Origin of the sequence: Flavobacterium sp. (assembly GCF_017744675.1) — a bacterium.
Classification (GTDB): domain Bacteria; phylum Bacteroidota; class Bacteroidia; order Flavobacteriales; family Flavobacteriaceae; genus Flavobacterium.
Window position 1 is genome coordinate 397,033 of the sequence record NZ_JAGIAV010000001.1, and the last position, 21,538, is coordinate 418,570.

Annotated in this window: 17 protein-coding genes; 9 read left to right on the plus strand and 8 right to left on the minus strand. The window is 35.3% G+C overall.

From position 1 onward, the window contains the following. Positions 1 to 9 precede the first annotated feature (9 nt). The 4 genes from J7574_RS01740 to J7574_RS01755 all read left to right on the plus strand — a co-directional run bounded on the left by J7574_RS01740 (position 10) and on the right by J7574_RS01755 (position 5,701). Positions 10 to 1,083 (plus strand): winged helix DNA-binding domain-containing protein, encoded by a 1,074-nt coding sequence (locus tag J7574_RS01740; RefSeq protein WP_290963299.1) that lies wholly within the window; start codon positions 10 to 12, stop codon positions 1,081 to 1,083. A gap of 534 nt (positions 1,084 to 1,617) precedes the next feature. Further along, positions 1,618 to 3,057: a nucleoside recognition domain-containing protein gene (locus J7574_RS01745; protein ID WP_290963302.1), complete on the plus strand. Its 1,440-nt coding sequence runs from the start codon at positions 1,618 to 1,620 to the stop codon at positions 3,055 to 3,057. Between the two features lie 217 nt (positions 3,058 to 3,274). Then, positions 3,275 to 4,021: a hypothetical protein gene (locus J7574_RS01750; RefSeq protein ID WP_290963305.1), complete on the plus strand. Its 747-nt coding sequence runs from the start codon at positions 3,275 to 3,277 to the stop codon at positions 4,019 to 4,021. Positions 4,022 to 4,096: 75 nt separating this feature from the next. Next, positions 4,097 to 5,701, plus strand: a complete 1,605-nt coding sequence (locus J7574_RS01755; protein WP_290963308.1) for a fumarate hydratase — start codon at positions 4,097 to 4,099, stop codon at positions 5,699 to 5,701. Positions 5,702 to 5,849: 148 nt separating this feature from the next. On the opposite strand, the gene J7574_RS01760 is transcribed toward J7574_RS01755, so the two are convergent. Beyond that, a complete protein-coding gene (locus J7574_RS01760) occupies positions 5,850 to 6,350 on the minus strand; it encodes a PAS domain-containing protein (protein ID WP_290963316.1) in 501 nt (166 codons plus the stop codon). Positions 6,351 to 6,452: 102 nt separating this feature from the next. Next, positions 6,453 to 7,535 (minus strand): DNA polymerase IV, encoded by a 1,083-nt coding sequence (gene dinB, locus J7574_RS01765; RefSeq protein ID WP_290963319.1) that lies wholly within the window; start codon positions 7,533 to 7,535, stop codon positions 6,453 to 6,455. A gap of 140 nt (positions 7,536 to 7,675) precedes the next feature. Here dinB and J7574_RS01770 point away from each other — a divergent pair, with 140 nt between their 5' ends. Further along, positions 7,676 to 8,410 (plus strand): metallophosphoesterase family protein, encoded by a 735-nt coding sequence (locus tag J7574_RS01770; RefSeq protein WP_290963322.1) that lies wholly within the window; start codon positions 7,676 to 7,678, stop codon positions 8,408 to 8,410. 50 nt (positions 8,411 to 8,460) lie between these two features. Then, positions 8,461 to 8,988: a DUF6646 family protein gene (locus J7574_RS01775; RefSeq protein WP_290963325.1), complete on the plus strand. Its 528-nt coding sequence runs from the start codon at positions 8,461 to 8,463 to the stop codon at positions 8,986 to 8,988. Positions 8,989 to 9,095: 107 nt separating this feature from the next. On the opposite strand, the gene J7574_RS01780 is transcribed toward J7574_RS01775, so the two are convergent. The 6 genes from J7574_RS01780 to J7574_RS01805 form a co-directional block, all read right to left on the minus strand. Next, positions 9,096 to 11,879 (minus strand): M4 family metallopeptidase, encoded by a 2,784-nt coding sequence (locus J7574_RS01780; RefSeq protein ID WP_290963328.1) that lies wholly within the window; start codon positions 11,877 to 11,879, stop codon positions 9,096 to 9,098. 366 nt (positions 11,880 to 12,245) lie between these two features. Continuing rightward, a complete protein-coding gene (locus J7574_RS01785; protein ID WP_290963330.1) occupies positions 12,246 to 12,905 on the minus strand; it encodes a CoA transferase subunit B in 660 nt (219 codons plus the stop codon). Between the two features lie 86 nt (positions 12,906 to 12,991). Beyond that, positions 12,992 to 13,693 carry a CoA transferase subunit A gene (locus J7574_RS01790; RefSeq protein ID WP_290963333.1) on the minus strand — a complete coding sequence of 234 codons (702 nt, stop codon included), beginning with the start codon at positions 13,691 to 13,693 and terminating at the stop codon, positions 12,992 to 12,994. A 166-nt stretch (positions 13,694 to 13,859) separates the two neighbouring features. Then, entirely contained in the window at positions 13,860 to 16,166 is a 2,307-nt protein-coding gene (locus J7574_RS01795) for a transglycosylase domain-containing protein (RefSeq protein ID WP_290963336.1), read from the minus strand. A 10-nt stretch (positions 16,167 to 16,176) separates the two neighbouring features. Beyond that, entirely contained in the window at positions 16,177 to 16,656 is a 480-nt protein-coding gene (locus J7574_RS01800) for a gliding motility lipoprotein GldH (protein ID WP_290963338.1), read from the minus strand. Next, entirely contained in the window at positions 16,640 to 18,037 is a 1,398-nt protein-coding gene (locus tag J7574_RS01805; protein ID WP_290963340.1) for a regulatory iron-sulfur-containing complex subunit RicT, read from the minus strand. Before J7574_RS01805 ends, J7574_RS01800 begins: the two co-directional genes overlap by 17 nt. Positions 18,038 to 18,395: 358 nt before the next feature. On the opposite strand from J7574_RS01805, the gene J7574_RS01810 reads away from it, so the two are divergent. The 3 genes from J7574_RS01810 to J7574_RS01820 are packed head-to-tail and all read left to right on the plus strand — an operon-like array spanning position 18,396 to position 21,518. Continuing rightward, positions 18,396 to 19,577: an ankyrin repeat domain-containing protein gene (locus tag J7574_RS01810; RefSeq protein ID WP_290963342.1), complete on the plus strand. Its 1,182-nt coding sequence runs from the start codon at positions 18,396 to 18,398 to the stop codon at positions 19,575 to 19,577. Positions 19,578 to 19,606: 29 nt separating this feature from the next. Continuing rightward, positions 19,607 to 20,956, plus strand: coding sequence for an ankyrin repeat domain-containing protein (locus tag J7574_RS01815; RefSeq protein ID WP_290963344.1), 1,350 nt, complete (start codon positions 19,607 to 19,609; stop codon positions 20,954 to 20,956). A gap of 19 nt (positions 20,957 to 20,975) precedes the next feature. Then, positions 20,976 to 21,518, plus strand: coding sequence for a hypothetical protein (locus J7574_RS01820; RefSeq protein WP_290963345.1), 543 nt, complete (start codon positions 20,976 to 20,978; stop codon positions 21,516 to 21,518). Positions 21,519 to 21,538: the final 20 nt, after the last annotated feature.

A 21,538-nucleotide genomic window follows, 5' to 3' on the forward strand; every position in this document is an offset into this window, starting at 1 on the left:
GTTTAAAAAATGACATACGAGGAAATTTCACATTATCGTTTGGTTTCGCAAAAGCTTTACAAAACAAGTGCTTGTTTGCCACAAGAAATTGTGAAGCATTTTGGTGCTATGCAGGCTCAAGATTATGCTATGGCAAAATGGGCAATTGGTTCTCGTTGCGATGCTGGCGAAAAAGAGATAGAAGAAGCGATAAATTCAGCCAAAATTATCCGAACCCATATTCTGCGTCCAACCTGGCATTTTGTTTCTCCTGATGATATTTACTGGATGCTTGATATTTCGGCTCCACAAGTGAAACGTTTCACTGCTTCTGCCGCTAAAAAATTTGGCTATGATGAGAAAAAGCTAAATCAGACGAATGCTTCTATCGAAAAATTGTTAACAGGGAATAATCATCTCACTCGTGATGAAATTATGCAGGAACTTGGCATTAAGAAAACTTCAAAAGAAGACTTTCTAAGTGCAGCGATTATGATGAATGCAGAATTGGATGGTTTGGTCTGTAATGGAAAAATGAAAGGCAAACAAATTACGTATGCTTTACTTGAAGAAAGAGTTTCTAAACCAATTTCTAAATTTACCAAAGAAGAAGCGTTAGTAAAACTCGCTTTACGTTATTTTGAAAGTCACGGTCCAGCAACGGTACTCGATTTTTCGTGGTGGTCAGGTTTTGCACCAACAATTTGTCAAAAAGCAATTAACGCAATAGAGTTGCAATTGAACCGTATAACCATTGACAATCAGCACTATTGGTTTAAAAAAGACCTTAAAAATGAGGATACCTTTCGCGAAAGCGTACATTTTCTTCCCGCTTTTGATGAGATCTTAATTTCGTATAAAACACGTGAAGCTTCTTTTAATACAGAACATCAATCGAAAGTTTTTACTAATAATGGCATTTTCAAACCCATAATTTTAGAGAATGGAAAAGTGGTTGGCATTTGGAAAAGAACCTTCAAAAAAGATCACGCTAAAATAGAAACAGAATTTTTTAAGGAATTCGAGACAGATAAAAAGCAGCTCTTATTTGAAGGAATTAAATCTTTTGAAACTTATTTGGAAAGCAAAATTGTGATTGAATAAAATTTTTAAAGGTTTAAAAAAATCAAAAATTATTAAATGAATAAAAAAACTATTGCCCTTATTTTCTCATTCTTAGGAATCGTTTCGTTATTTCTTCCATATAATCAGAATATTGTAATTGCTTGTGGCAAAAACTTCAGTTCAAAAGAATATTATCATAATAGCTTTATAAATTTCATTACAGAATTCTTTAATAGAACACTGAATCTTAGCGATATAATTGAAGTCTTCCTTATTCTTATTATTTATTTTTCACTTATTTTTTCTTCGATTCTATTTTTATTTAATAAAATCAGAATTTCTATTTTTCTTATTGTCATAACATTAATCTTAATGACTATCTCTTTCGTTAGTTCAAGGAATGATTTGCTTTTTGGATATTATCTAATGGCTTTTCATCAAATATTATTTTTGTTTTACATCGTAAAATCAAAAAACAAATTCAAACTGGCTTGAGTATATCTTGAAATATCAAATTTACTTTTGTAATTGTCATTGCAATTGATTTATTTACATTTACAAAAAATTACAATTATGGTATTAAGCAGATTTTGGTTAGCGATTTTTATTTCTTCGATTGTTTTTATTGTGGTGAGTTTGTTTACTGCCAACACGTATACCATTGATTCTATTTTGAATGGAAAGAAGGACGATCCGATTTTGGTTTCAGAAAAATACGTTGAAGAACTTCCTGCTTTCTTAAAAGACAGCATTAAAAAAGCGCCAGATCAGACCATGATTATCAATCGTGATACGCTAAATGCCGACACGACTTACGTTTACAAAAACAAAACCGTAAAAATTTATAGCGGACTTCAGAAATCTGATGGTTTATTGCCAACTTGTAAAAGCACTTTGGTTGATTTAATTCTGCCTCTTATCGCCTACCTAGCTTTTTTCTGCGGATTGATGGAGCTTTTAATCGTTTCTGGAGCTTCTGGAAAATTAGCAAAAGCTTTAAGTCCTGTATTTGTGAAAGTGTTTCCTAGTATTCCACAAAACCACCCTTCGATTTCTTACATGACTTTGAATTTTGCTGCCAATTTCTTGGGATTAGATTCGGCTGCAACTCCGTTTGGATTGAAAGCCATGGAAAGTTTGCAGGAAATAAATCCCGAAAAAGACAAAGCTAGTGATGCGCAAATCATGTTTATGTGCCTTCACGCATCTGGATTGACCTTAATCGCAACTTCAATTATTGGTTATCGTGCCGCAGCAAATGCTAGTAATCCCGCCGATGTTATGCTGCCTTGTATCATAACTTCGTTTATCGGAACTATTGCCGCTTTCCTGATTGTGGGAATCAAACAAAAAATCAATTTTAAAAGTGCTTCGCTTCTTATTGGCTTAATGGTTTTGATCGCGGCTATTGTAAGTTTGCTGATGTATGTCAATCATTTAGATTTAATCGGAAAAAACTATTTCACTTCTAACCTGTCTGGATTAATTTTAATTGCAATTATTGCCTTTACCTTGATTTTCTCTTTCCGCCATGAAAGGAAATTCAAAGAAGCTGAAACGACTGTTTTCGATACTTTCGTTGTTGGTGCCAATAACGGAGTTAAAACTGGAGTTACGATTTTCCCTTATGTTTTGGGAATGTTGGTTGCGATTTCGTTATTCAGAAATAGCGGTTTATTCGAAATTATTAGCGACGGAATTGCTTTTGTTTTCTCGAATATGGGAGTAAATAAAGAAATTACAAATGCCTTGCCAGTTGCAATGCTTCGTCCGTTTAGTTCTGCGGGTTCAAGAGGTTTCCTAATCGATTCTATGAACACATTTGGAGCCGATTCTTTAACCGCTAGATTGAGCAGTATTTTCCAGTGTAGCGCCGAAAGCACCTTCTACGTAATTGCGGTTTATTTTGGATCTGTAAATATCAAAAACACACGTTACGCTTTGGGCACCATGCTTTTGGTAGATTTGATCTGCGTGATTACAGCGATTTTTGTTGCGACTTGGTTTTTTTAAAAAATAAAGATCAATATTTCTTCAACAAAATATCTTCCTAAATACCTTTATTACAAAGAATAAAAACAAATTAATTAAAGTTTTAAAAGAAGACATGAGAGTAATTAAATTTACAATTCATGCTCTTCTTTTTTATTTTTCTTCAAAAAATTCCCATAATTTTATATTTTAGAGGTTTCTCTAGAAATAAAAAAACAAATTAAAATATCTCCCCAAGATGAAAATCCATACCCTTCTTTTTTCCCTTCTTATTTTTGTCGGATGTCAAAAAACAAAACCTACAGATGCTGCACCACCAACAGCAGAAATTATAGAACCGCAAGAAACTTTGGAGGTTTCAGCAAATGAAAAAATCATTAAAACAGACACGCTAACTATTTCTACTGACGGAACAGAATCTTCTACAGATTTTATTCTGGCCCATTTGGTAGATCAGCAAGCAGACAAAGACAGTATCGTAACTGTAAAATACCGACTGGATTTTTATCAGAATAAAACCAAAACAGCATCTTCTAAAATTGCCATAAAAGGTTTTCAAAAAGGCTCTGAATGGATGGCATCTTACGGACTAACATCTGAGACTTCTAAAAATTCTCCATTTATACAAATCACCGTTGGATATCCTGCATGCGGTTATGCACATGACAACTATCTTTATTATTTAAAAAACAGTGACTTGCAGTTGGTACATCAGTGGAGCTCTATGACCGACAGTGGCTGGGGTAGCTGGGTTGAAATAGTAAATCCTACTACCAAATCTGATCCAAAATCCTTTTATTGCAAAACTGTTGCGTTTGTGCCCGCAGATGAAGATGAAAACCTAGACATGGGAGTTCTTTCGCATTCAGACTCAATCTCTTTCGAATTAAAAGACAATAGATGGAAAAAGATGTTGCTGTCTGCCAAAGACAAACCTTACTTTGAAAAAAAGATGACGTTTGACCAATTTAATGCCGCAGAATAAAAATAGCTGCAGAACAGTCCTAATTCAAATTCTTTCTTAGGTAAATAATTTCTAAATTTGTAAAAAAACAAAATAATGATTGATTTTATATACCAAGATCCTTATCCGATCTTAAAGGATGATACGCAGTACCGCAAAATTACTTCTGATTTTGTGAAAGTGGAAAAATTTGGAGAACGTGAAGTTTTAACCGTTGATCCAAAAGCTTTAGAATTATTGGCTGAAGAAGCTTTGACAGATGTTTCGTTTATGTTGAGAACGACCCATTTGCAAAAACTAAGAAAAATTCTAGACGATCCAGAAGCAACAGACAACGATCGTTTCGTAGCTTACAACTTGCTTCAAAATGCTTCTGTAGCTGCCGAAGGGCAATTGCCAAGCTGTCAAGATACTGGAACTGCGATTGTAATGGCAAAAAAAGGCGAAAGCATTTTTACTGGTGTTGATGATGCAGAATGGTTAAGCCGAGGTATTTTCAATACGTATCAAAAAAGAAATTTGCGTTATTCTCAGATTGTTCCGATTTCGATGTTTGAAGAAAAGAATTCAGGATCAAATCTACCTGCGCAAATTGATATTTATGCTAAAAAAGGATCTTCTTACGACTTTTTGTTTATGGCAAAAGGCGGAGGATCTGCAAACAAAACATACTTATACCAACAGACAAAATCGTTGTTGAATGAAAAATCGTTAGACGAATTCATTCGCACCAAAATCAAAGATTTAGGAACTTCTGCTTGTCCTCCATACCACTTAGCTTTGGTTATTGGTGGAACTTCTGCAGAAGCGAACTTAAGCGCTGTTAAAAAAGCATCTGCTGGATATTACGATCATCTTCCAACTTCAGGAAACATGTCTGGTCAAGCTTTCCGTGATTTTGAATGGGAAGAGAGAGTTCAGAAAATCTGCCAAGAAAGTGCTATTGGCGCGCAGTTTGGAGGAAAATATTTCACACACGACGTTCGTGTAATCCGTTTGCCTCGCCACGCGGCTTCTTGTCCGGTTGGATTAGGAGTTTCTTGTTCTGCAGATAGAAATATCAAAGGAAAAATTACCAAAGACGGAATCTTTGTTGAGCAGTTAGAAACAAACCCAAAACAATTTTTACCAGAAACAGCTCCACATTTGGAAGCTCCTGTAGAAATTGATTTAGATCAGCCAATGGCAGATATTTTGGCAAAACTGTCTCAATATCCAATTAAGACTCGTTTAAAACTAAACGGAACTGTAATTGTTGCTCGAGATATTGCTCACGCAAAAATCAAAGAATTGTTAGACGCTGGAAAACCAATGCCAGAATATTTTAAAAATCACCCTGTTTATTATGCTGGTCCTGCAAAAACTCCTGAGGGAATGGCTTCTGGAAGTTTCGGACCTACAACGGCAGGACGTATGGACGTTTATGTGGATGAATTCCAGAAAAATGGCGGAAGTATGATCATGCTAGCAAAAGGAAACCGTACCAAACAAGTTACCGATGCCTGCAACAAATACGGCGGATTCTATTTGGGTTCTATCGGTGGTCCTGCGGCTATCTTAGCTCAAGATAACATTCTTAAAGTAGAAGTTGTTGATTTTGAAGAATTAGGAATGGAAGCGGTTCGTAAAATCACTGTTAAAGATTTTCCTGCTTTTATTATTACCGATGATAAAGGAAATGATTTCTTTGCTGACTTATAAAAGATCTTAACCGCAAAGAACGCGAAGATTTACGCGAAGTTCGCGAAGAAAATTTATAAAAAACAAAACCCGCCCAATATGGACGGGTTTTTGTTTTTTATACTTAGCGTACCTTGCGTAAATCTTAGCGCCTTTGCGGTTAAACAAATCAAGCGCTCATGTCCTGCTTTTCGAAGGCTATAAAATGTGATATTTCGCCTTTTAGATTATAAATCGGCGAAGCATCTATTTTGCATTTGTAAGTTTGACCGTTCTTTCTATAATTTTCTAGGGTTTTGGCAAAAGGAATCTTCATTTTTACCGCTTCTCTAATTTCTTTTAAATCTTTTTGTGAAGTTGCTGGGCCTTGAAACATCTTTGGTGTTTTTCCTAAGATTTCTTCTTCTCTGTAACCTGTCATTTTTTTAATTCCGCTTGACGCAAAAACGATTTTCAAATCTAAATCGGTTATTAAAACCACTTCATTTTTGATTCTTTCCTGAATATTGAGCATCGTTTCGTCCCAGGTAAATTCATCTGAGATTTTATTTACCCTTTTCAAATCAACACTAAACGCTTTAAGCTCATTCAGATATTCATAATGAAAATCCCAAGAGAGAATTGGAACTGAATTTCGCTGTTGCGAATCTTCGGAATTTTTATTTTTCATACAAAAATAATTCACAAGACAGATAAATCTTTTTACTCAAAGATAACAGAAAAATCCTGTTATATAAAGTCTTGAATCTTAATATACGATTAAAAAACATCATTAAAATGTAAATTTTAACTGAACTGCAACCGCTTTTTTCACTTCATTATTCAAGTTGCTCAACGAAATTCCAAGCAGTCGTACCGAATCTTTCATTTTTTCCTGATACAATAGCTCCTCAACATTTTCCATAATCAAACTTTTATCAGAAATAAAATAGGGCAATGTTTTGCTTCTTGTTTGTTGCGAAAAATCGCTGTATTTTATCTTTAGTGTCACTGTTTTTCCAGAAATATTATGCCTTTGCAGGCGTTTCTCGAGCGAAGTTGCAATTCGTTCCAATTGTTGCATCATGAAAATTTCAGAAGACAAATTCACATCAAAAGTATGTTCTGCCGCTACCGACTTGGTAATTCGTGATGATTTCACCTCGCTATTGTGAATGCCGCGAACAACGTGGTAATAAAATGCTCCAGATTTTCCGAAGTGCTTTTCTAAAAACTCTAGAGATTTGCTTTTCAAATCGGTACCTGTAAAAATTCCGAGCTGATACATTTTTTCAGTGGTAACTTTTCCAACCCCATAAAACTTACGAATGGGCAAATCTTCCAGAAAAGCTTCTACTTCGTCAGGATTAACTGTTTTCTGTCCATTGGGTTTGTTGTAATCGCTCGCAATTTTGGCTACAAACTTATTGATTGAAATTCCAGCAGAAGCCGTCAATCCGACTTCATTAAAAATTCTTTGTCTAATTTCCTGCGCCAAAAGGCTTGCGCTTGGATTTCCTTTTTTGTTTTGTGTAACATCCAAATAAGCTTCGTCAAGCGAAAGAGGCTCAACCAAATCGGTATATTCGTGAAAGATTTTATGAATTTTGGACGAAATCTCTTTGTATCGATCAAATCTTGGTCTTACGAAGATAATGTCTGGGCAGTATTTTTTGGCTAAAACTCCGCTAATGGCACTTCGAACACCAAACTTTCTGGCTTCGTAACTTGCGGCCGAAACCACACCACGATTCTCAGAACCTCCAACAGCGACAGGTTTTCCTCTTAATTCTGGATTGTCCATTTGCTCTACCGATGCGTAAAAGGCATCCATATCAATATGAATAATTTTTCGATATGTTGGAGTTTCAGACATTTTGCAAATTTACTGAGGAAAAACAATAAAAAAGTACTGTAAGTAGTTATAAATCATATCAATTTTTAAAGAATCTGAATTCGATGAGTTCAAACCAATTATTCTTTCTATTTTTGTTCTTCTACTCGAAAAATTAAATAATGCGAACATTTGTTATAGGTGACATTCACGGCGGATTACTTGCACTTGAACAAGTGCTCGAGAGAGCCAAAGTTACTACTAAAGATACTCTAATTTTTTTGGGCGATTATGTTGACGGCTGGAGTCAGTCTGTTGAAGTAATTGACTATTTGATTGATTTAAAAAGCAAACAGAACTGCATCTGCATAAGAGGAAATCACGATCAGCTTGCTTTAGAGTGGCTTGAAAACAGACACGATGATTTAGACGAAGAAACATGGTTTAAACATGGCGGAAAAGCAACTGTTGAAGGTTATGCCAAAATTTCGGAAGAGAAAAAGAAAGCTCATATCGAATTTCTAGAAAATCTTCAAGATTATTACCTTGATGATCAAAATCGTTTGTTTGTTCATGCTGGTTTTACCAATTTAAATGGCGTAAAATGGGAATATTTTTCGAAGCTATTTTATTGGGACAGAACTCTTTGGGAAACTGCTCTCTCTTTAGACCCAAAATTAAAAGAAGACGACGTACACTATCCTAAAAGATTTACCGTTTATAAGGAAGTTTATATTGGCCACACTCCTGTTACACGAATCGGCGAGACGGTTCCTATAAACAAAGCTTGCGTCTGGAATGTAGATACGGGAGCAGCATTTAGAGGTCCGCTTACTATTTTAGACGTCGACACCAAGGAATACTGGCAAAGCGAACCACTTAACGAACTCTATTTTAACGAAAAAGGTAGGAATTAATTTATTTAAAAGATTAAATTTGCTGCCAAAATAATTAATATTAAATTTTTATGAAAAAGGTTTTTACACTCTTGTTTTTAGTATCATTCGGATTTATTAATGCTCAACATGCTTTTACAGGTAAAGGCGATACAAGAGTAAACGTTGGTGCTAATTTACAAGATGGTGGATCTGGAATTCAAGGTTCTATCGATTTTGGTTTAGGAGAAAATTTCTCTGTTGGATTGGTTGCTAATTATTTGTTAGGCGTTGACAATTTTAATGGTTTCTACCATGGAAGTTCTTCTGTTTATAATGATGCACAACCAGATTTCTCAGATCGTTTTGATGCGAAGGCAAGAATGAATGCTAACTTATCTAGCGTAATTGGTGTTGAACAATTAGACGTTTACCCTGGTTTAAGCTTAGGTTTGCACAATTTTGGAGGACACGTTGGTGGTCGTTATTTCTTTACTGACGGATTCGGTGTTTTCACAGAAATCGGATTTCCTATTGCAAAATACGGTTCAAACAATGATCCTTTTTATCATTTGAACAATCAAGCTACTTTCAGTTTAGGAGCTTCTTTCAACCTATAATCAATATTTTGTGTTTTGCCACAAAGGCTCGAAGTCACAAAGTTTCAAAAAATAAAAACCGCTCAAATGAGCGGTTTTTTTGTTATAAAAAGATCAAGAAGAACTTCTTATTTCTTAATAAATTTCTTAGCAACTCTTTTACTTCCTTTATTTAATTCGATAATGTAAACTCCAGTACTTAATGCGCTAACATTTATTGGGCTACCAGAAATTTGTCCCGTGCTAATTTGCTGACCCAACGTATTTGTGATTCTAAATGTAAATCCTGCACTATCCAATAATGAAACATTCAGTTCGTCTTCTACTGGATTTGGATATAATGCAAAACTTGATGTTTCTGTAGTTTCAAGCAAACCAGCAACAATTTCTTGATTCACAACTGCTCCTGAAGCTGTTATGTTTATTGAGTAATCTTCGACTTGTCCATAAGAAAAACTTTCGCAAGATGTTGGCACTCCATTGTATTTCATAGAAACTCTAAGTCTTGTTGTTCCAAGAGTTGCCGTTGCTGGAATTGTAATAGTTCCTGATGCTGTTGATGCTGTTGATGTAGCTTTTGTAAAAACCGTTTCGCCAGAATCTGCAAAATCACCATCTTGATTATAATCTATAAATACAGCATATCCTTCGCTGTAAACCGTAGATGTCCAGCTCGGTGTAATCGTAATTGTATATGCAGTTCCTCTGGTTGCATTTGTCGAAATTGAAGTATAATTTTCATAACCCGCTGTTCCTGTAGATGTATTATTGATTGTTCCAAATACAACTTTACCAATTTTTTCGTCTGCGGTATTATTTCCCTGAGAGGTACAATATGTTATCGCAGCAGAAGTAGTTGTAACATTTACTGCATTACTAGCTGCCGAAACATTTCCTGCAGCATCTTTAGCTTTTACAGTAAAGCTATAAGCTGTTAATGCTGTTAAACCAGTTACTGTATAACTTGTTGTTGTAGACGAACCTTTTAATGTTGTTCCTTCGTAAATATCATAACCTGTAACAGCTACATTATCTGTTGATGCTGTCCAAGATAAATTGGTCGTTGTACCTGTAGTTCCAGAAGCAGCAAGACTTGTTGGAGCTGTAGGCGCAACAGTATCGCTAGATCCTACATAAGCAGCACCAATACCTACTGCATAAAATGCATTGGTTGTTGCTATAACTTCAGCTGAACCTGCACCATACAAATCTATTGCAGATTGTATTCCTGATGTTCTTGCATTTGCATAAGTAGAATTTGCCGTTAAATACACACTCTCTAAACGAAAGGCAATTTTTGCTGCTTTATCGATAGTGATACCTGTCACGTTATATGTGTTTCCAATATCATTTGTTCCTGATTTACCAACTGATAAAATGTAAAACCAATGATTCAGAACTCCTGAATTGGTATGAACACCACAATAATCGTTACTGCTTGTTGGTGTACAGCTTTGGCTCACCCAATTGGTTCCTCCATAAGTATCTGGCTGCCCTTCTGATTTTGGATTACTCATAGAACGCAAAGCAAGATGCCCCGTTCTTCTTTCTATATCTTCTCCCACCAACCATGTTGATTTTGTTGGTGCAGCACGATATTCGATACAAGCTCCCCAAATATCAGAGAAACCTTCATTCATTGCTCCCGATTCTTTTTGATAAGCAAGATTTGCTGTATAAGTACAAACTGCATGTCCTATTTCATGTCCAGCAACGTCTACTGAAGTCAAGATATCAAATCCGCCAGTTCCGCTTCCGTCACCATAAGTCATAACACTTCCGTTCCAGAATGCGTTATTATTACTTGAATATCCTGCCGCTATTAAATTGTAGTGAACATAACTTTTAATTTTTGCTCCGGCATTGTCATAACTGTTTCTTCCATGAACAATAGACCAATAATCATATGTCATTTCAGCCCCCCAATGTGCATCTAATGCTCCATTATCTTTATTTGTATTATTATACTCCGCAGCTGTCCAATTATTGTCGGCATCTGTAAAATTGGTTGTTGGGTATGTCGCTGTTCTAGCAGAATTATAAGTTTGAATTCCATTCCCTCGAGTTCCATCAGATAAAATATAAGAAGATCCGCTTAGAGTAGTCTGAATGGTCTGAGTTCCGCTATAGCGTGTCGCTGCATTTGCTGAAACAATGGCCGCTTTAGCATTAGATGTTTCCTTTTGATTTACCTTGGTAGATTCCAATTTCGCTCCGTGACTATATTCTCCAAGGTGTTTTATGGTCGCATTATAAAACAAGACTTTTCCTGTTTCAGCGTCGATATAAAGATCACCTCTGCTTAGCGGATTTGTAGCATAGATATCAAACTTATAAGCCAATCGAACTTTATCTGATTTTCTATCCTGGCCTTGTTCTTCCATATCTGGCAATAAAACCAATTCCCCTTTTGGTTTTTCATAATCCATCGCAGCAGCGTCTTCAGGCTTTTCCCATAAGTATTCTTTTGCTCCCGTGTAGGCAATCGCTTTAGCAAATGCATCCTGACTTGATAATTTTGGAGTAGTTTTTACATTATTGAATGCATAAAACTCACCATTCATAGAAACTAATTTGCCTTCTTTAGAATGTAATGAATAATTGGCAAATTCTACTTTGATTCCTTGTTCGTACAATTGAAACTTTTCATGAGTAAAACCCTCTCTGTCTGATTCGGTTTTAACTTTCAAAAAAGACTGGTTCTCTTTTAATCCGAGTTGTTCTTTAAAAACAGTATTGAAATCTGTTTCCTTGTAGGTAGATTTATCACTAAAAGTGATTAGACTTGGTTGTCCATTTTCTGATAAATTTTTCTGACTTACCCGCTTGTCTGTATTTTGGGCAAATACAGGCGTTGAAAATGTAAGAATAATAATGGCTGACGCCATAATTTTAGGTAATTTTCTTTCCATAATAATGTGGTATTTAAATTTGGTTAAATGGATTACAAACAAAATATTTAATGTAAGTAAATACTTTATTTTGATGTAAAAATATTTTATTTATGTTATATTATCGATTAAAATTGCCATTAATCGATAAAATGCAACGTTTTTTGCATTAATTACATTTTTATTTAACAAACTATACCAATCTCGTAATAAAACATACCGAAAAACAATTATTTGATTGATTAACAACTATTTATATTAGAAAATAAGTTTTAAATCTTATCATTTTTTAAAATTAAACCAATAAAGCCCTCTAATCAATTCCTACAAAAAAAGCCAGCTCTTTTAAAAGCTGGCCTTTGTTGGTTTTAAGAAAAAAATACTTTTTTAGCTGATATTCATTTCAGGAATTTCGCCTTCAATTATCAAATCGGCTTCAGTTGAAGCGATGATATGCTCAACTGAGACACCTGGCGCTCGTTCTAAGAGCTTAAAACCTTTTTCTGTTACTTCGAGAACTGCAAGTTCAGTTACGACCTTTTTTACGCATCCTACGCCCGTTAATGGCAAAGTGCATCTTTTTAAGATTTTTGATTCTCCTGCTTTGTTCACATGCATCATGGCCACAATGATATTTTCGGCAGAAGCCACCAAATCCATTGCACCTCCCATTCCTTTTACCATTTTGCCTGGAATCTTCCAATTGGCAATATCTCCGTTTTCCGAAACTTCCATTGCACCAAGAATCGTCAAATCTACTTTTTGGCTTCGGATCATTCCAAAACTAAAAGCCGAATCAAAAAAACTCGCACCTGGAAGCGTGGTAATGGTTTGTTTTCCTGCATTAATAATATCGGCATCTTCTTCTCCTTCAAAAGGAAAAGGTCCCATTCCGAGAACGCCATTTTCACTTTGAAATTCAACTGCTATATCTTCTCGAACGTAATTCGCCACCAATGTCGGAATCCCAATTCCAAGATTTACAAAATAACGGTCTTTTACTTCTTTTGCAATTCGTTTTGCTATATCTTCTTTACTAAGTGCCATAATAATGTGTCAATTAGAGAATTTGATAATTAGATAATTCTTTACACGATGTATTTAATTATCTAATTGTCACATTTTCTCATTATCTAATTTCTAGTTCTCACTGTGCGTTGTTCAATTCGCTTTTCAAATTTTTCTCCTTGAAAGATACGCTGCACCATAATTCCTGGAATATGAATCTGATTTGGATCTAAAGTTCCAACTGGAACCAATTCTTCCACTTCGGCAATTGTGATTTTTCCAGCACCTGCCATACAAGCATTGAAGTTTCTAGCTGTTCCTTTAAAAATTAAGTTTCCGGCTTCATCACCTTTCCACGCTTTTACTACAGCAAAATCGGCTTTGAAAGCTTCTTCCATAATGTGCATTTTTCCATTAAACTCGCGTGCTTCTTTTCCTTCTGCTACTTCTGTTCCGTAACCTGCTGGTGTAAAGAAGGCCGGAATTCCTGCCTGAGCCGCACGGCAACGTTCTGCAAGAGTTCCTTGTGGAGTTAATTCAACCTCTAATTCTCCAGAAAGCATCTGACGTTCGAATTCGGCATTTTCTCCCACATAAGAAGAAATCATTTTCTTGATCTGCTTTTTCTGCAGCAACAATCCCAAACCAAAATCATCTACTCCTGCATTGTTAGAAATACAAGTTAAATCTGAAATGGATGTATTAACCAATGCCGCAATTGTATTTTCAGGAATACCGCATAATCCAAAACCGCCAAACATGATGGTCATACCGCTTTTAATTCCTTCAATAGCTTCCTGAACGCTATTTATTTTTTTTGTTATCATAACAAACTATCTTTATTGCTGAATATTTTTGATAAAAATAAGATTTTTAGATGAAATTATAACGATTTCGTAAAAATAAAACCAAAAGAAAAATCCCTTTACTTATCTTTCTAAAAGAGCTGTAAAGGGATTGAAATATAGTTAGATGCGTTTTATTGCAACATTGTTACAATTCGAATTCATCCGTATTTTGTTCGGTCTGTGTGGTATCTTTTACAACCGCTGGCCTTTGATAGCAATCTACTTTTATAGAAAGGTTTGCAGGTCGCTCAAATTCTCCTTTCGAAACTTGAAGACTTTTATCGGCATAACATTTTTTCATGAAATACCCCCAAACAGGCAACGCTGCAGTTGCTCCTTGTCCGTAAGTCAAACTTTTAAAACGAGCCGAACGGTCTTCACATCCAACCCAAACTCCAGTTACCAAGTTCGGAACCATACCCATAAACCAACCATCAGATTGATTTTGTGTGGTACCTGTTTTACCAGCAATCGGGTTTGTAAACATGTACGGATAACCTGTCCAACGATTGTCTCCGCTTCCGCCTCCTTGAGTACGTAAACGTACACCAGAACCACTTTCTGTAACCCCTTGAAGCAATTTGATTACTGCAAAAGCAATATCTTTATTTAAAACGTCATGAGATTCCGGAATTGGCTCATAGATTACCTCACCGCTTTTGTTTTCAATTCTGCTTAAAAACTGTGGTTTTACATAAACTCCTTGGTTGGCAAATGTACTATACGCGGCAACCATATCTTCTACCGTAATATCTACCGCTCCCAATGCGATTGAAGGCTGAACTGGAATTTCTGTTTTTACTCCTAATTTTTTAGTCAATTCTACAACGGCTTCTGGACTTGTTCTATCAATTAATTTAGCTGAAACCGTATTGATAGATGCTGCCAAAGCTTGTTTTAAAGTCACCATTCCTCTATATCTGTAATCAGAGTTTCTAGGTTCCCAATCTTCTGTTACGTGGTGACGCCCTTTATGAATCATGAAAGGTCCGTCTAAGATAGAATCACAAGGAGACATATTTAATTCTTCGATTGCCGTTGCATAAACGAAAGGCTTGAAAGTAGAACCTACTTGTCTAGCTCCCTGTCCTACGTGATCGTATTGGAAATATTTGTAATTGATACCTCCAACCCAAGCTTTAATTGCTCCTGTCTGAGGCTCCATTGCCATTAAACCAGATTGTAAAAAGTGTTTGTAATAACGAATAGAATCAAGTGGCGTCATTACCGTATCTCGTTCCCCTTTCCAAGTAAAGACACGCATTTTTGTTTTTACTTTGAATGAAGCAATAATGTCATCTTCGCTTTTATCCATATCTTTCATCTGCGCCCAACGAACAGAATTTTTCATGGCTTGCATCATGATTCTGTCTGTTTCAGCCTGCGTGATATTTACGAAAGGTGCATTTTTATTGTTTTTTTGTTCAATAAAAAACTGCTGCTGAAGATTTTGCATGTGTGCAGAAACCGCTTCTTCAGCATACGTTTGCATTCTAGAATCTATTGTAGTATAAATTTTAAGTCCGTCTTTGTAAATATCATATTCAGACCCGTCAGGTTTTTTGTTTTCAGTAACCCATTTTTTCATGTAATCACGAAGATATTCTCTAAAATAAGTTGCCATACCTTCACGGTGGCTTTCTAGTTTAAATTTCAATGTAATTGGTAAAGCTTGAAGTCTTTCTTTTTCTGCTTCAGAAATCATTTTTGCTTTAGCCATTTGAGATAAAACCACATTACGACGGTTTTTTACTCCCTGCGGATTTCTTACCGGATTGTATAAACCTGAGTTTTTGAACATTCCAACCAAAATAGCCGATTCGTCAATTGTCAAATCTTTTGGATCTTTAGAGAAATAAGTCTGAGCTGCAGAGCTTACCCCAACAGAATAATTTCCGAAATCGTAAACGTTGCAATACATCGCCAAGATTTCATTCTTTGTATATTGTCTTTCCAGACGAATGGCGATAATCCATTCTTTTATTTTTTGTACAATTCTAAAAGGCAAAAATTTAGACCCTTCCCCGTGAAACAACTGTTTTGCAAGCTGTTGCGTCAATGTACTTGCTCCACCATTTGTCCCTAAACTAAAAACAGCTCTTAAAGTTCCACGTCCGTCGATTCCAGAATGTTCGTAGAAACGCGCATCTTCAGTTGCCACAAGTGCCTCAACTAAGTTTTTAGGCAAATCAGAATATTTAAGCTGAGATCTATTGGTTTTGAAATATTTACCAATTACAACTCCATCAGAAGAGATAATTTCAGTAGCAAGGTTTGAATCTGGATTCTCTAAATCTTCAAATGAAGGCATAGATCCGAATAAACCCCAAGAAGCAAATAAAAAGAAGGCTAAAACTCCTAGTAAAGAGTAGGCAAAAACCCGCCAAAATTTCTTTTTGTAATAATTAATATCCTTAACGCTATTGGATTGATTGTTTTTTTTAGCAGCCATAATTATTTATCTAATCTTTTTGTTCTATTCTAAAACCAACGTCTGTAATTCCTTGTAAAGCCTCAACACCAGGAATTTTACCTGATTGTCTCACAGCTTGCTTGATATGAACTTTATAGTTTCCTCTAAACTTCACATCTTCTTTATAATAAAGCTTACTTTCTTTTATGTCAGTAAACCCATTTCCTAATAAAGTTCCATCTGGCTCAGCCATTTGGTATTCTAAAGTATCCACTTTTGTAAATCCATTTGGCATTTCCATAGCAACAATCAAAAACAGATTATTAAACGGATAATTGTTGTTGTCTCGTATGTTTACAAAGAGATTGTACTTTTTTGTAGAATCTAAAACAGGCAGATCAAAAGTTACAATACTGTCTTTGTGCCAAGCACTTCCAACAGATTTATACTCATCAAACACTCTTTTTTTATCACAAGAAAAAAGAAGTATAGCTGCCAAAAGAAGAATTCCGCTATTTTTTATTCTCATTTTTAGTATTCGTTATTGGTTTTCTAGGTTCAGCAGGTTTATTCTCATTTGAATTCTGCTTATTCGGATTGTTTTTATTCGAATTATGCTTCTTCTTATGATTTTGCTTGTTCGGATTATTTGGCTTATTTGCATTGCCATTATTTGCATTTCCAGCATTGTTAGGATTATTGTTTCCTGCTGGTTTAGCATTGTTTGCATTTTTTTCCTGCTGTGGTTTTGCTGGAGTTGCAACGCCAGCCGTTTCAGCATTTTGTTTGCGCTTGCGATTTGGTTTTTTCTTTCTTTTCGGCTGGTCAAAACGAGTTAAACTCTCTTGACCCATCGCGTTATTGAAGTCTTTTTCAGGCTCTGAAGTAACCTCAACGGCAAAATCTTCTAGAGAAGAAACTTTATTTTTCAATTTGTTTTCGGCAATGATTTCTTTTACTTGATCGATTTTTAAAACATGCCAGTTTGCAAAATTGTTTGTGTAAGCAAACCACATTAATCCTTTAAAAATATCTTGTTTTTGACAAACTGCATCTCCTTTTTCTGTGATCAATTTGGTATCGTAATCAGGGAAATCTTTTAAGGCATCCATGTATGTGTCTAACTCATAGTTTAGACAGCATTTTAGCTTTCCGCATTGACCTGCTAATTTCTGAGGATTCAATGACAACTGCTGATAACGTGCTGCCGATGTATTGACACTTCTGAAATCTGTCAGCCAAGTAGAACAGCAAAGTTCACGTCCGCAAGAACCAACTCCACCTAAACGAGCTGCTTCCTGACGGAAACCAACTTGTTTCATTTCGACTCTCGTACTGAATTCTTTTGCAAAATCTTTAATCAGCATTCTAAAATCGACGCGATCGTTTGCTGTGTAGTAAAAAGTCGCTTTTGATCCGTCACCTTGAAATTCAATATCCGAAATTTTCATTTCCAATTTATGCTGAATTGCCAATTCACGTGCACGAACTTTCATTGGTTCTTCACGATCACGCGCCACAGACCAGATATCGATATCTTTTTGAGATGCTTTTCTGTAAATTTTTGGAACATCATTACTTTCGTAATTCACTCCTTTTTTCTTCATTTGAATCTTTACCAATTCGCCTGTAAGAGTCACAATTCCAATATCGTGTCCTGGTGAAGCAACAGTTGCTACAATATCACCAATACTTAAAGTTAATTTCTCCGAATTTCTAAAAAATTCCTTACGTCCGTTTTTAAAACGAACCTCGACGCAATCAAAAATCGCCTCTCCATTGGACGGACTCATGTTCGAAAGCCAGTCAAAAACAGTCAATTTATTGCAGCTATCGGTGCCGCAAGTCCCATTATTTTTACAACCTTTTGGTGCGCCACCATCTGAGGTTGAACAACTTGTACATGCCATAATGCTATATGTAGTGCTGCCAAAATGCAGCTTAAGTTCATAAACGTTTGATCGGTAAAGATAGTATTTTTTTTATTTTGCTTTTTATGGATAAAAATTAAAGCGCTGTTAAATAAAACCATGCGTTTTTTGCAAACCAAATCTTTCAAAAAAATTAAGTTTATTCTCACTAATCGGTAAAATTTTTAAAATAAATAGGCTCTCTGTCTGTTTTAAATTGCAATTGGTCTTTTTAACTTTTTATCCTAAAATATATTTACGATTTTTATGTTTTATCTTACAGCATCGTTTGCCAAGTCAATAAATTCAGACCAAGCTTTGCTCAAAACTTATCATTTTTATTTTAAATATATTTCAAATGCAAACACAAAACCAGATTGAAAGTTTCCTTTTTAGCGGAAAATTTGACGAGGCCAGAGAATGCCTAAATAATGGGGAAAAATTTAACGAACAATATCTAAAAAACAACTTTTCGCAAATCGCAGGCAAAATTATCGACGCAAAAGAAGTCGATTTTATCGAAAAACTGATCAAAGCGGGCTTTATTGAAACAGATATTTACGAATTGGATAGTTTTGATCAATCTATTTTTAAATCGCTGACGTCATATTTAAAAGATGACGAAGAATCGATTGCTTTTTTTAAAGAATTGATGTCGAAAATGGACAACATTAACGACGAAATCAGCGATAAAACTTTGCTTGGCTATTTTCTGGAAAAAGGCATATCGCCAAAAGTAGTTAAAGTTTTAGTTGATGACTATGGGGCTAATACACAGTATAAGAACAATGCAGGTGAAAATTTAATTTATACTGTTTTGAACACTTACGGTTTAGATGCCGAAAAAGTAAAAGAATATATCACCATTTTGATTAATAATGGTGTTGACATCAACGAGAAAAATATTGTTGGGACTACTCCGTTAATTTGTGCTGTTAAAAGAAACCGAAAAGAGCTTTTACCCTTTTTGCTAGAAAATGGTGCCGATGCCAACGAAACCGACAATCAGAACAATACTGCTTTTTATTATGCTGTTGCCGAACAGCTTTCGTATGATATGTACGACGCTTTGGCTTCTGTTTCATCGCCTGATTTGAATATTGTGAATAAAGACGGACGCACTTTGTTTACTAACTTTATCAGTTCTCTTTCTGTTTCGCCAAATAATATAACTTTTCTAGAAAGATTATTAGCCGATGGCGCCGACGTAAATTTCTGTGCTCAATACTACGGACAGCCCAAATCGGGAATTGATTTTATTGTCGAAAAAAAATCGGATATCTTGAAATCTGTTTTAGAGAATGTGTCTTTGGATATTAATGAGCAAGACAATCAAGGAAATACCATTTTACATAAAGTCTGCGCCTACAATGTCAATTACGATGCTGAAATGGCAAAAGAAACCTACAGAAAAGTTAAACTGCTGTTAGATCAAGGCGCTGATATTTCGATTAAGAATGATAAAGACGAAACGGCCTTAATGCTTGCTTCTGGTGACAACCTGAAAATTAAAACCGTTGAACTTTTAATGAAACAATAAAACGATTATCTATTTAAAAAACAATACACATGTCAATGTCATTTATAGTGGCCTGCGAAAACGGGAACCGAAAAATAGCCGAATTGCTGCTTCAGAATAAAGAAGTAGACGTAAAATATACCGACGAACAAGGAAGAACCGCGCTACATTATGCGGCACACAGAGGTTATCTGGATATTGTAAAAATCTTAACGGAGGATGGAGCTGATATTAACTACGAAGATCATCAAGGCGAAACGCCTTTGTATTTTGCTTGCCTCCAAAAACAGAAACAAACGGCGCTGTATCTTTTAGATAATGGTGCCGAAATTACCAAAAACGATAAATACGGAAATAGTCTGCTTCATTTAGTCGTTCAAACTGCTCAAATTGAAATTGCAACAAAGTTGCTTGAAGCAGGAATTGATGTTAATTTACTGAATAACAATGGAGAAACTCCTTTAATTTTAGCTTCTGCAAAACTAAACCGTGAAATTATTCAATTGCTTTTAGACAAAGGAGCTGATATCAATGTAACCGACAAACAAGGAAATACACCACTTATTTATGCTTGTTACACCAAGTCAATCCCGATGGTGACCTTGCTTTTAGATAATGGTGCAGACATAAACCACATAAATCATTCTGGTGAAAATGCGCTTTTGATTGCTTGTTATGAAACCAACCGAATGCTTGCCAAATTATTGGTCGAAAGAGGAGCCAATGTATTTACTTCAAACAATAACGGATATTCTCCTATTTGGTACGCTTGCGCGAATAATCAAAAGGAAATTGTGTCTTTGTTTTTAGAAAACGGAGTTGACGTAAACTATAGCAAACCTGTCGCAGGCGATACTTCGTCGATGAATGATTACCTAGATTGGATTGTCAGCGCGACTAATATTTCTAACGAATCAAGTTTTACTTTAAACAGTTCTTATACTTACGGCGGAGAAAGTTTACTGCACGTTGCAACCAAAAAAGGCAATTTGAGTATGGTAAAACTGCTGATTGAAGCTGGAGCCAACATTAACATTCAAGACGAATCTGGAAACACACCTCTACACTACAGCGCCGCCAACGGAAAAAAAGATGTTGTAAAATATTTATTGGATAACAAAGCCGATGCTTCAATTGTAAATGTGAAAGAGCAAAAAGCAATTGATTACTCGAATGTCAAAGGATTTAATGAAATCACAGAATTGATTCTGAAATATGCGTCTTCGGGAACTGTTGTAAATCCGATTCAAACAGCACAACCAGCTCAAGCATCAACAGACTCTTCAAATTCGATGGAAGCTAAGAAAAAAGCATTGTTAGATTTGAAAGAACTTCTAGATGCTGGAATCTTGACTTCGGAAGAATTTGATGCTGAAAAAAGTAAAATTTTAAAAGGATAAATAATAATCAAACACAAAAATGAAAAGAATCTTAAATGCCACAACCCTATTTTTAGTTTTAATTGCTACAAGTCTAACTTTTACTTCTTGTACCAACCTTTCACCAGAAAAGACTTTTGAAGTAGCCGCTTTAAACTCGAATTTATTATCTCGTTTTGGAAGTAAAGAACTCAGTGAAAAACTGCAGTCAGAAGCACAAGTTTATGATGAAACTCAAAAAAAGATGATTCCTTCTACTTACTACGATGCTTTTAAATACGATATTAGCAATCTGGAAACGCGTTTTCAATCGATTAAAAATATACCAGAAGATGATGATAACAAAGAACTTCTTCAGGCTTCAAAAGACTTGTTTTCTTATGCGATTGCCAAACAAAAAGAAGGTTACTTGCCAATTGCTAAACTGAAAGACGAAAAGACTTCACCAGAACAAATAAACAAAGCAATTGCCGATTTTGATGCTTCTACTCAAAAAGATATAGATGCTAAATTTACCAAACTAATGACTGTTGCACAAGCATATGTAGACAAGCATAATATAAATGCTAAAATTGGGATTTAAAATTCTGCTCTCTACAAACA

Coding starts and splice junctions, on each gene's coding strand:
- J7574_RS01740 (WP_290963299.1), top strand. CDS start 10: ATGACATACGAGGAAATTTCACATTATCGTTTGGTTTCGCAAAAGCTT.
- J7574_RS01745 (WP_290963302.1), top strand. CDS start 1,618: ATGGTATTAAGCAGATTTTGGTTAGCGATTTTTATTTCTTCGATTGTT.
- J7574_RS01750 (WP_290963305.1), top strand. CDS start 3,275: ATGAAAATCCATACCCTTCTTTTTTCCCTTCTTATTTTTGTCGGATGT.
- J7574_RS01755 (WP_290963308.1), top strand. CDS start 4,097: ATGATTGATTTTATATACCAAGATCCTTATCCGATCTTAAAGGATGAT.
- J7574_RS01760 (WP_290963316.1), bottom strand. CDS start 6,350: ATGAAAAATAAAAATTCCGAAGATTCGCAACAGCGAAATTCAGTTCCA.
- dinB (WP_290963319.1), bottom strand. CDS start 7,535: ATGTCTGAAACTCCAACATATCGAAAAATTATTCATATTGATATGGAT.
- J7574_RS01770 (WP_290963322.1), top strand. CDS start 7,676: ATGCGAACATTTGTTATAGGTGACATTCACGGCGGATTACTTGCACTT.
- J7574_RS01775 (WP_290963325.1), top strand. CDS start 8,461: ATGAAAAAGGTTTTTACACTCTTGTTTTTAGTATCATTCGGATTTATT.
- J7574_RS01780 (WP_290963328.1), bottom strand. CDS start 11,879: ATGGAAAGAAAATTACCTAAAATTATGGCGTCAGCCATTATTATTCTT.
- J7574_RS01785 (WP_290963330.1), bottom strand. CDS start 12,905: ATGGCACTTAGTAAAGAAGATATAGCAAAACGAATTGCAAAAGAAGTA.
- J7574_RS01790 (WP_290963333.1), bottom strand. CDS start 13,693: ATGATAACAAAAAAAATAAATAGCGTTCAGGAAGCTATTGAAGGAATT.
- J7574_RS01795 (WP_290963336.1), bottom strand. CDS start 16,166: ATGGCTGCTAAAAAAAACAATCAATCCAATAGCGTTAAGGATATTAAT.
- J7574_RS01800 (WP_290963338.1), bottom strand. CDS start 16,656: ATGAGAATAAAAAATAGCGGAATTCTTCTTTTGGCAGCTATACTTCTT.
- J7574_RS01805 (WP_290963340.1), bottom strand. CDS start 18,037: ATGGCATGTACAAGTTGTTCAACCTCAGATGGTGGCGCACCAAAAGGT.
- J7574_RS01810 (WP_290963342.1), top strand. CDS start 18,396: ATGCAAACACAAAACCAGATTGAAAGTTTCCTTTTTAGCGGAAAATTT.
- J7574_RS01815 (WP_290963344.1), top strand. CDS start 19,607: ATGTCAATGTCATTTATAGTGGCCTGCGAAAACGGGAACCGAAAAATA.
- J7574_RS01820 (WP_290963345.1), top strand. CDS start 20,976: ATGAAAAGAATCTTAAATGCCACAACCCTATTTTTAGTTTTAATTGCT.